This window comes from Bradyrhizobium sp. BR 10261, assembly GCF_019455395.1.
Classification (GTDB): Bacteria; Pseudomonadota; Alphaproteobacteria; order Rhizobiales; family Xanthobacteraceae; genus Bradyrhizobium; species Bradyrhizobium manausense.
Map to the genome: position 1 here is coordinate 18,738 of NZ_JACOFQ010000053.1, position 9,076 is coordinate 27,813.

Annotated in this window: 12 protein-coding genes; 5 read left to right on the top strand and 7 right to left on the bottom strand. The window is 64.5% G+C overall.

The window, feature by feature from the left end; all coding sequences use genetic code 11:
- Positions 1–144: 144 nt before the first annotated feature.
- The 5 genes from HYH07_RS35295 to HYH07_RS35315 all read right to left on the bottom strand — a co-directional run bounded on the left by HYH07_RS35295 (position 145) and on the right by HYH07_RS35315 (position 2,782).
- Complete coding sequence (locus HYH07_RS35295) at positions 145–630, bottom strand: ATP F0F1 synthase subunit B (RefSeq protein WP_057746083.1); 486 nt, start codon at positions 628–630, stop codon at positions 145–147.
- Between the two features lie 5 nt (positions 631–635).
- Positions 636–1,202: a F0F1 ATP synthase subunit B' gene (locus tag HYH07_RS35300; protein ID WP_220006778.1), complete on the bottom strand. Its 567-nt coding sequence runs from the start codon at positions 1,200–1,202 to the stop codon at positions 636–638.
- A gap of 60 nt (positions 1,203–1,262) precedes the next feature.
- Positions 1,263–1,490 carry a F0F1 ATP synthase subunit C gene (locus tag HYH07_RS35305; RefSeq protein ID WP_018643436.1) on the bottom strand — a complete coding sequence of 76 codons (228 nt, stop codon included), beginning with the start codon at positions 1,488–1,490 and terminating at the stop codon, positions 1,263–1,265.
- A gap of 53 nt (positions 1,491–1,543) precedes the next feature.
- On the bottom strand, positions 1,544–2,293 hold the full coding sequence (locus HYH07_RS35310; protein ID WP_057746088.1) for a F0F1 ATP synthase subunit A: 750 nt from the start codon (positions 2,291–2,293) through the stop codon (positions 1,544–1,546).
- Between the two features lie 114 nt (positions 2,294–2,407).
- On the bottom strand, positions 2,408–2,782 hold the full coding sequence (locus HYH07_RS35315) for an AtpZ/AtpI family protein (protein WP_220006779.1): 375 nt from the start codon (positions 2,780–2,782) through the stop codon (positions 2,408–2,410).
- Here HYH07_RS35315 and HYH07_RS35320 point away from each other — a divergent pair.
- From HYH07_RS35320 to HYH07_RS35330, 3 genes are all read left to right on the top strand, one after another.
- Positions 2,663–3,124: a hypothetical protein gene (locus HYH07_RS35320; RefSeq protein WP_220006786.1), complete on the top strand. Its 462-nt coding sequence runs from the start codon at positions 2,663–2,665 to the stop codon at positions 3,122–3,124. The genes HYH07_RS35315 and HYH07_RS35320 overlap by 120 nt on opposite strands.
- A gap of 42 nt (positions 3,125–3,166) precedes the next feature.
- Positions 3,167–3,685 (top strand): hypothetical protein, encoded by a 519-nt coding sequence (locus HYH07_RS35325; protein WP_220006780.1) that lies wholly within the window; start codon positions 3,167–3,169, stop codon positions 3,683–3,685.
- Positions 3,686–3,824: 139 nt separating this feature from the next.
- Entirely contained in the window at positions 3,825–4,298 is a 474-nt protein-coding gene (locus HYH07_RS35330; protein ID WP_220006781.1) for a secondary thiamine-phosphate synthase enzyme YjbQ, read from the top strand.
- A gap of 70 nt (positions 4,299–4,368) precedes the next feature.
- On the opposite strand, the gene HYH07_RS35335 is transcribed toward HYH07_RS35330, so the two are convergent.
- A complete protein-coding gene (locus HYH07_RS35335; protein ID WP_220006782.1) occupies positions 4,369–6,072 on the bottom strand; it encodes an MFS transporter in 1,704 nt (567 codons plus the stop codon).
- 303 nt (positions 6,073–6,375) lie between these two features.
- Here HYH07_RS35335 and HYH07_RS35340 point away from each other — a divergent pair, with 303 nt between their 5' ends.
- Together HYH07_RS35340 and HYH07_RS35345 are read left to right on the top strand one after the other, a co-directional pair.
- The gene (locus tag HYH07_RS35340) at positions 6,376–7,047 is read left to right on the top strand and encodes a response regulator transcription factor (protein WP_220006783.1); all 672 of its coding nucleotides are present in this window, start codon (positions 6,376–6,378) and stop codon (positions 7,045–7,047) included.
- Positions 7,048–7,598: 551 nt separating this feature from the next.
- On the top strand, positions 7,599–8,630 hold the full coding sequence (locus HYH07_RS35345) for an alpha/beta fold hydrolase (RefSeq protein ID WP_220006784.1): 1,032 nt from the start codon (positions 7,599–7,601) through the stop codon (positions 8,628–8,630).
- 25 nt (positions 8,631–8,655) lie between these two features.
- On the opposite strand, the gene HYH07_RS35350 is transcribed toward HYH07_RS35345, so the two are convergent.
- On the bottom strand, positions 8,656–9,076 hold a 421-nt coding region (locus tag HYH07_RS35350), incomplete at its 5' end, for a response regulator (protein ID WP_220006785.1).

Below are 9,076 nucleotides of genomic sequence, written 5' to 3' on the forward strand. Positions count from 1 at the left end.
TCCTCGGTTCAAGCACTGCCGTCTCTGGAATACTGGATCACCCGCCTTCGCGGGTGATGACGCCGCATTTGTGGATGCGGTGTCGAAAACAAAAAAGCCGGCGCTCATCGCGCCGGCTTTTTGATTGGATGAGGCGTTCGCTCCTCAGTTCAGCTTCTGGCGAACCTCAGTGATGCCCTTGGCCAGCAGATCGTCGGCGACCTGGCCCTTGACCGACTGCGACAGGATCGTGGAGGCGGCCTGCACGGCGGCTTCCGCGGCTGCGGCGCGGACGTCGGCCAGCGCCTGGGCCTCGGCGAGCGCGATCTTGCTCTCCGCGGTCTTGGTGCGGCGGGCGACGAAGTCTTCCATCTTCGCCTTGGCCTCGGTCGCGATGCGCTCGGCTTCGCTCCTGGCGTTGGCGATGATGTCGGCGGCCTCGCGTTCGGCCGAGGCGCTGCGGGCCTTGTAGTCGGCCAGCACCTTGGCGGCTTCCTGCTTCAGGCGCGTCGCGTCGTCGAGTTCGGCCTTGATGCGCTCGGCGCGCTTGTCGAGCGCCGACATCGCCGACTTGAAGACCCCGAGATAGCCGAACACGACCATCAGGATCACGAAGGCGACGGCGACCCAGGTTTCAGGATCGAAGAACATATCGGCTAACCCTTCAAGGACGCATCAACGGCGGCATTGACCGACGCCGCATCCGGAACGACGCCGGTGAGCTGCTGCACGATGGTGCCTGCCGCATCGGCCGCGATGCCGCGGACGTTGCCCATGGCGGTCGCGCGGGTCGAGGCGATGGTCTTCTCCGCCTCGGCGAGCTTGGCCGCCAGCTGCTCTTCCAGGGCCTTGCGCTCGGCTTCCGCCTGCGCATTCGCCTTGTCGCGGGATTCGTTGCCGATCGCCTGCGCCCGCGCGCGCGCCGCAGCGAGCTCGCTTTCATAGGCCTTCAGCGCCGCCTCGGACTGATCCTTCAGCGTCTGCGCTTCAGTGAGGTCACCCTCGATCTTGTTCTGACGCGCCTCGATCGCACCGCCGACCTTCGGCAGCGCGAGCTTGGACACGATCACGTAAAGCGCGACGAAGAAGATCGCGAGCGACACCAGCTGCGAAGCAAAGGTGCTGCTCTCGAACGGCGGAAAGCCGCCGCCGTGATGACCGCCATCGGCTTCGGTGTGGGCGTCGGTCGCCGGAGCTTTCGCCCCGCCATGACTCTCGGCCATGGAGTACTCCTGTTGCTGTCACGCGCCGCTTCGGATGAAGCGGCGCGGAAGAAGTCGTTCTTAGAAAACGAACAGCAGAAGCAGCGCGATCAGCAGCGAGAAGATGCCGAGCGCTTCGGTCACGGCGAAGCCGAAGATCAGGTTGCCGAACTGGCCCTGAGCGGCCGAGGGGTTGCGGACGGCTGCGGCGAGGTAGTTGCCGAAGATCACGCCCACGCCGACGCCCGCACCGCCCATGCCGATGCACGCGATGCCCGCGCCGATAAGTTTTGCTGCTGCCGGATCCATTTTAGACTCCTTGGAAGAAAGATTGGGTTGTGGGTGGAAATTCCCCGGACCGCTCAGTGTCCCGGATGAATGGCGTCGTTGAGGTAGATGCAGGTCAGGATCGCAAACACATAGGCTTGCAGGAACGCGACCAGGATCTCGAGGGCGTAGAGCGCGATGGTGAGCGCCAGCGGCAGCACGCCGCCGACCCAGCCGATGGCGCCGAGCGAGAAGCCGAGCATGGCGACGAAGCCCGCGAACACCTTCAGCGCGATGTGGCCGGCCAGCATGTTGGCGAACAGACGGATGCTGTGCGAGACCGGCCGCAGGAAGAACGACAGGATCTCGATGAACATGACCAGCGGCAGGATGTAGCCCGGGACGCCGTGAGGAACGAAAATCGAGAAGAATTTCAGGCCGTTCTTGGCGACGCCGTAGATCAGCACGGTGAAGAAGACCAAGAGCGCCAGGCCGACGGTGACGATCAGGTGGCTGGAGACCGTGAAGGTGTAGGGGATGATGCCGACCAGGTTCGAGACGCAGATGAACATGAACAGCGAGAAGATCAGCGGGAAGAACTTCATGCCTTCCGCGCCGGCGGTCGAGCGGATCGTCGAGGCCACGAACTCGTAGGAGATCTCGGCGACCGACTGCAGGCGCCCCGGAACCAGCTGCGCGCCGCTGGCCAGCATCAGGAGCGAGATGATGACGACGGCCACCAGCATGTAGAGCGATGAATTGGTGAAGGCGATCGTCTGATGGCCGATATGGCCGATCGTGAAGAGAGGCTCGATGTTGAACTGGTGGATCGGATCGATTTTCATCGGCGCGGCATCTCTTGGTCTGCCGGACGAGCCGGCGTGTCTCGATTGTGCCGGCCGGGCCGGCCCGCACCGGGGATCCCGGCGCGACAATTCCTCTCCGTGTGCGGATTGGCCTTACGAACCACCACGCCTGTTCTGACCTGCGCCCGCCGACCTCACCACATTCACCACGCCGGCCACGAAGCCCAGCAGCAGGAACACGATAAATCCGAAAGGCGACGTCGACAGCAAGCGGTCGAAACCCCAACCAATCCCCGCTCCGACAGCGACACCGGCGACCAACTCGGAGGATAACCGAAAACCAAGCGCCATCGCCGAGGCTCTGGCCGCTCCGTCTCCACCGTCACCTGCGGGTTGCTCGGTCTTGACGTGGCGGCCGCGAAATTCGGACAACCGCTGATCGAGACTTCCGAGCCGTTCGGAAAGCGCAGCTTCCTCGGGCGATCTATCGCGATCTCCATTCCCGTTGTGTCCCGTGTCTTGAGCCATGCCACGAAGACCCGAAACGCTGCGGTTGAATGGAAATTACGCCCGCCACCCTCAAAAGCCGCGCGGACCATACTGACCGCACATAATCAAGTCAAGCCAAGTCACGATCGCGTCGTGATCAGCTATATAATTGATTTTGCTGGAGATATAGCCCTGCGCGTGAGCGCTGCACACAGCGTGACGCCGCACCGCAGCAGCTCGCCACGTGATCTGCGGCTGCGGCCGACATTTCGCCGCGCTCTCGGGATCAAAGGGATGGCCGTCATCATTGATTCCGCAAGGCGCGGTTCAGGCGGCGGATTCGCGCGCGCCGGCGATGCGCCGTCGGCCGCCCGGGTGTAGAATTCGATGATGTGCCACCTGCGCGGCGTGGCGGAGAGCACGATGAGACCTGCAAAACCATCCACAACATCATGGTGTGCGGCCGCCATCGTCATGGCGACCGCTGCCAGCGGCAGCCTGGTTGCCGCGCAATCGGCGCCCGACGGCGAAAATGGCCGCTACACCATGACGCCGATCCCCGACGGCGTGCTGCGGCTCGACACCCGCACCGGCACGGTCTCGACCTGCAGCAAGAATGGCGCCGGCTGGGCCTGTTACGCCGTTCCCGACGAGCGCTCTGCACTCGACGCCGAGATCGGCCGCCTTCAGGCCGAGGTCGAGAAGCTGAAGGGGCAGCTCGCCGCCGGGCCCACAGTCTCCGGCAAGATCGACGAAGCCCTGCCGAAATCCGACCCGCTGAAAAAGGCTGAGCCAAAGGTCGCCGAGGGCGAGCGCAAGCTCGAGATTCCGCTGCCGAGCGACCAGGACCTCGACCGCGCGATGTCGTTCCTGGAAAGGGCCTGGCGCCGCCTGATCGACATGGCCAACCGCGTGCAGAAGGACGTGTCGGGGAGGATTTGATCTATCCACGCGCTGAGCTGCTGTAGGGTGGGCAAAGCGAAGCGTGCCCACGCATTCTTCGTGGTGGAGAGAGAACGTGGGCACCGCGTAAGCACGCCTTTGCCCACCCTACGGCACCTTTCGCGTTGAGAGACCTTCGATGACATCGGCCAAATCCATCACCCGCTCCACGCCATCATCGGTGCAAGCCACCACGATCGTCTCATCGCTGCTCACCGTGCAGACGAAGGGCCGCGGCTTCTCCGATCTCACCAGCGAGGCCGCAAAATTCGTCCACGAGGCCCACGCAACCGAAGGCGCGCTGACGCTGTTCATCCGCCACACCTCGGCGTCGCTGACCATCCAGGAGAGCGCCGATCCGTCCGTGCTGGTCGATCTCACCACCGCACTGTCGCGGCTCGCGCCGGAAAGCGTGCCGTGGACACACGACACGGAGGGGCCTGACGACATGCCCGCGCATGTCAAGACGATGCTGACGCAGACCTCGCTGCAGGTGCCGGTGTTGGGCGGCAAGCTCGCGCTCGGCACCTGGCAGGCGATCTACCTCGTCGAGCACCGCAGCCGCCCGCATCGCCGGGAGATCGTGCTGCAATTCATCGGCAGCGATCATTAGCGTTCCACGGAAAGCAAACCGGCCGCGGATCGCTCCGCGGCCGGCTTTTTCGGCGTCTCGCGACGCGCGGTCAGGACTTGGTGATGTCGACGTCCTTTGTCTCGGGGACGAACAGGAAGCCGACCACGGCCGTGATGGCCGCGAACACGACGGGGTACCACAGGCCCGCGTAGATATCGCCGCTCGCTGCGGTGATCGCGAAAGCGGATGCGGGCAACAGGCCACCGAACCAGCCGTTGCCGATGTGATAAGGCAGCGACATCGAGGTGTAACGGATGCGGGTCGGGAACAGTTCGACCAGCATCGCCGCGATCGGGCCGTACACCATGGTGACGTAGATCACGAGGATGAACAGCAGGCCGATGGTCGCCGACACCTGCGGACGGAAGATGTCGAACGGATTCGACATCTTGACGATGCCCGCGTCACCCGGCTTCGGATAGCCCGCCGCCTGCACTGCCGCGGTGATCGCGGGGTTCGACGTCTTGGCGTCCGTGTAGGGCACTTCCTTGTCGTTGACGAGGATCTTCACGGCGCCCGCGGGTCCCGGAACCGTTGTGTACTTCACCGACGATTGCGCGAGGAAGGCGCGTGCCGTGTCGCAAGGCGCGGTGAAGACGCGGGTGCCGACCGGGTTGAACAGATCGCCGCAGCCTGCGGGATCCGCCACCACCTGCACCTTGACCGTCTCATAGGCCTTTTCCAGCGCCGGGTTGGCGTTGGACGAGATCATCTTGAAGATCGGGAACAGGGTCAGTGCACCGATCAGGCAGCCCGACAGGATGATCGGCTTGCGGCCGATCCGGTCGGACAGCGCGCCGAACACCAGGAAGAAGCCGGTGCCGAGCAGCAGCGACCAGGCGATCAGCAGGTTGGCGGTGTAGCCGTCGACCTTCAGGATCGATTGCAGGAAGAACAGCGCGTAGAACTGGCCCGTGTACCATATCACCGCCTGGCCCATGGTCAGGCCGACCAGCGCCAGGATCACGATCTTGGCGTTGCTCCAGTTGGCGAAGGCTTCGGTCAGCGGCGCCTTGGAGGTCTTGCCTTCCTCCTTCATCCGCTGGAAGACGGGCGACTCGTTGAGGCGCAAGCGGATCCAGACCGAGATGCCGAGCAGGAAGACCGAAACCAGGAACGGAATGCGCCAGCCGCCCCAATAAGCGCCCGGAGCGCCGGCAAAGCCCGGCTCGCCAGTCGCGGTGCGGGTGAACAGGATCACCAGCAGCGACAGGAACAGGCCGAGCGTCGCGGTGGTCTGGATGAACGAGGTGTAATAGCCGCGCTTGCCGGGCGGTGCGTGCTCGGCGACATAGGTCGCCGCGCCGCCATACTCGCCACCGAGCGCGAGGCCCTGCAGCAGGCGCAGGCCGATCAGCAGGATCGGCGCCGCGATGCCGATCTGCGCGGCACCCGGCAGCAGGCCGACGATGAAGGTCGACAGACCCATGATGAGGATGGTGACGAGGAAGGTGTACTTGCGGCCGACGATGTCGCCAATCCGACCGAACACGATTGCGCCGAACGGACGAACCAGGAAGCCTGCCGCGAAGGCCAAGAGCGCGAAGATGTCGCGCGTCGCCTGATCGAACATCGGCTTGCCGTCGGCGCCGGCGATGGTGAAGAACTGCGTGCCCACGATGCCGGCCAGCGATCCGTAGAGATAGAAGTCGTACCACTCGAAGACGGTGCCGAGTGACGATGCGAGGATGACGAACCGCTCATCCTTCGTCATGCCGGTCGACCGAGCCGACGTTGCAGCTAGTGTGGACATCGTGAATGCGCTCCCCGTATCTCGTTTCCTCGCGTCCCGGTCCGGGCATGCCGGATCAACCCAGGTCTTGCCCCCAAGGTAACATCGGCGTGAAACCTGCCCCAATACGACTTTCGGCCTTCCGCACTGACGCGCAACAGACGGTGCCGATTTATAGAGCCGCGCGGTCGCGGGCGGCTTGCGGATTAACCCCCTTTCGGCAAAGGAATAATGTGCTCTTGCATGCCACGGCCGGGCGGGGAAGAATTGACCACCGCGCCCATCAGGATTACTGGCGCTGACGTAAACGACAGCAAGAGATCGATGAACGCTCCCTCCACCCATCTCGTCATTGCCGATGACCATCCGCTGTTCCGTGATGCGCTGCGGCAGGCGGTGGCCGGCGTTCTCTCGACCGCGAAGATCGACGAGGCCGGATCGTTCGACGATCTGACCAAGCTCCTGGAACAGACTTCGGACGTCGACCTGGTCCTGCTCGACCTCTCGATGCCCGGCATCTCCGGCTTTTCCGGCCTGATCTATCTCCGCGCGCAATATCCGGCGATCCCCGTCGTGATCGTCTCGGCCTCCGACGACAGCGCCACGATCCGCCGTTCGCTCGATTTCGGCGCCTCCGGCTTCATCCCGAAGCGGTTCGGCGTCGAGACGCTGCGCGATGCCATCCTCAAGGTGATGGGAGGCGACGTCTGGGTTCCCGCCGACACCGATCTGACGGCCGCGGCCGACCCCGACATGACCAAGCTGCGCGACCGCCTGGTGACGCTGACGCCGCAGCAGGTGCGGGTGCTGATGATGCTGTCGGAGGGATTGCTCAACAAGCAGATCGCCTACGAGCTCGGCGTCTCCGAGGCGACCATCAAGGCGCATGTCTCGGCCATCCTGCAAAAGCTCGGCGTCGAGAGCCGCACCCAGGCCGTGATCGCCGCCGCCAAGATCGCCGGCGGCCAGTGGAAGCAGGGCACGCCGACGGGGTAGCTCCCGGCGCTGTAGCCCGGATGGAGCGGCTTGTCCCGCCGCAGCTCGCAGAGCGAAGGCGGAAGCGCGAGCCAACAAGAGATCCGGCCGTCATTCCGGGGCGCGCCAAGCGCGAGCTATGGTGCGCAATTGCGCACCTGAGAAACCATCGTGCCGCGCGTTGTGACGGTGAATGGATTCCGGGCTCGCGCCACCCTGCGCCCTTTGTTTTTCAGAGGGAGCGAGCGTGAAGCAAAACTCGGGAGAAGCACGCCGCGAGAAAACACACACTCGCTGTCATCGCCCGGCCTTGACCGGGCGATCCAGTATTCCAGAGGAAGTTGTGATTGGACCGAGAGCTCGCGGCGTACTGGATTCCCCGCCTTCGCGGGGAATGACAGCGTTAATTGCGCAATGACGGGCTTTTGATGGAGTGCCTCACAACTTCTCACAAGTCCAAACGGGCGTCCCGCGTAACACGCTGATAGTCAGTTGCGTAGCTGCAACGAAGCGCTCATGAGCCAAGATGCGTGTCCGACAGCGACGTCAGCAACTAACAAGGAACCAAGACCATGACACAGATGATCGATCAGCATCGCCGCCAGTTCCTCGGCATCGCAGCCGGAGCCGCCGCCGCCAGCCTCGGCGTGATCGACTTGGCGCACGCCGAGACGTCAGCCGCGCCATCCCTGGCATCGAACGCATCCTTCGGCACGATCAAGCAGATCAATGCCGGCGTCCTCGACGTCGGTTACGCCGAAGCAGGTCCCGCCACCGGACCGGTGGCGATCCTGCTGCACGGCTGGCCCTACGACATTCACGCCTTCATCGACGTTGCGCCGATCCTGGCCAAGGCCGGCTATCGCGTCATCATCCCGCATTTGCGTGGCTATGGCACGACGAACTTCCTCTCCAGCGAGACGCCGCGCAACGGCGAGCCGGCGGCGCTGGCGGTCGACATCATCGCGCTGATGGATGCGCTCGACATCAAGAAGGCCGTCCTTGCCGGCTTCGACTGGGGCGCGCGCACCTGCGACATCATCGCGGCGCTTTGGCCGGAGCGCTGCCGCGCGCTGGTATCGGTCAGTGGCTATCTGATCTCCAGCCAGGCTGCGGGCAGCGCGCCGCTGCCGCCGGCCGCCGAGCTGCAATGGTGGTACCAGTTCTATTTCGCCACCGAGCGCGGCCGCGCCGGCTACGAGAAGTACACGCATGATTTCGCCAAGCTGATCTGGAAACTGGCCTCGCCGCAGTGGAAGTTCGACGACGCCACTTTCGACCGCAGCGCGGCTTCGCTCGACAACAAGGATCACGTCGCGATCTCGATCCACAATTACCGCTGGCGACTCGGGCTCGAAAAGGGCGAGGCGAAGTACGAGGAGATCGAACAGAAGCTCGCTTCTGCTCCCATCATCAGCGTGCCCACGATCACGATGGAGGGCGATGCCAACGGCGCGCCGCATCCCGATCCCGGCGCCTACGCCAAGAAATTCTCCGGCCGCTACGATCATCGCCTGATCACCGGCGGCATCGGTCACAATCTGCCGCAGGAAGCGCCGCAGGCCTTTGCCAAGGCCGTGATCGATGTCGACGCTGGCGCCTGAGAATTGTCGATGGCGGCGGCCGGCCTTACTCCGCCGCCACCATCTGCTGCGTGCGCCACTGCCCGAGCAAAGCGCGCAGCGAGGCCGGCTTCACCGGCTTGTTCAGCACCGCGATCTTCTCGTCGCGCGCGGCGCTTTGCACGGCCGGGCTACGGTCGGCGGTGATCAGGATCGCGGGGATGGAGTCGCCGAAGCGGCGGCGGATGTCGCGGATGGCGGCGATGCCGTTGCCGCGGTCGAGGTGATAGTCGACGAGCAGCCCGGTCACGCGCTTGCCGGCCGCCTCGATCGCCGCGATCGCGCCTTCGGGATCGGCGACCGCGATCACCTCGGCGTCCCAGGCCTTCAGCAGCGTCCGCATGCCGTCGAGGATTGCCGCATCATTCTCGATGCAGACGATCAGCGCGCCAGAGATCGGCGTGCGCGCCAGCGGCGTTGCGCTGGTC

Bases quoted from the DNA above. Each gene is read 5' to 3' on its own strand.
- HYH07_RS35295 (WP_057746083.1), bottom strand. From the start codon at position 630: ATGTTCTTCGATCCTGAAACCTGGGTCGCCGTCGCCTTCGTGATCCTG.
- HYH07_RS35325 (WP_220006780.1), top strand. From the start codon at position 3,167: ATGAGACCTGCAAAACCATCCACAACATCATGGTGTGCGGCCGCCATC.
- HYH07_RS35310 (WP_057746088.1), bottom strand. From the start codon at position 2,293: ATGAAAATCGATCCGATCCACCAGTTCAACATCGAGCCTCTCTTCACG.
- HYH07_RS35300 (WP_220006778.1), bottom strand. From the start codon at position 1,202: ATGGCCGAGAGTCATGGCGGGGCGAAAGCTCCGGCGACCGACGCCCAC.
- HYH07_RS35315 (WP_220006779.1), bottom strand. From the start codon at position 2,782: ATGGCTCAAGACACGGGACACAACGGGAATGGAGATCGCGATAGATCG.
- HYH07_RS35330 (WP_220006781.1), top strand. From the start codon at position 3,825: ATGACATCGGCCAAATCCATCACCCGCTCCACGCCATCATCGGTGCAA.
- HYH07_RS35305 (WP_018643436.1), bottom strand. From the start codon at position 1,490: ATGGATCCGGCAGCAGCAAAACTTATCGGCGCGGGCATCGCGTGCATC.
- HYH07_RS35340 (WP_220006783.1), top strand. From the start codon at position 6,376: ATGAACGCTCCCTCCACCCATCTCGTCATTGCCGATGACCATCCGCTG.
- HYH07_RS35335 (WP_220006782.1), bottom strand. From the start codon at position 6,072: ATGTCCACACTAGCTGCAACGTCGGCTCGGTCGACCGGCATGACGAAG.
- HYH07_RS35345 (WP_220006784.1), top strand. From the start codon at position 7,599: ATGACACAGATGATCGATCAGCATCGCCGCCAGTTCCTCGGCATCGCA.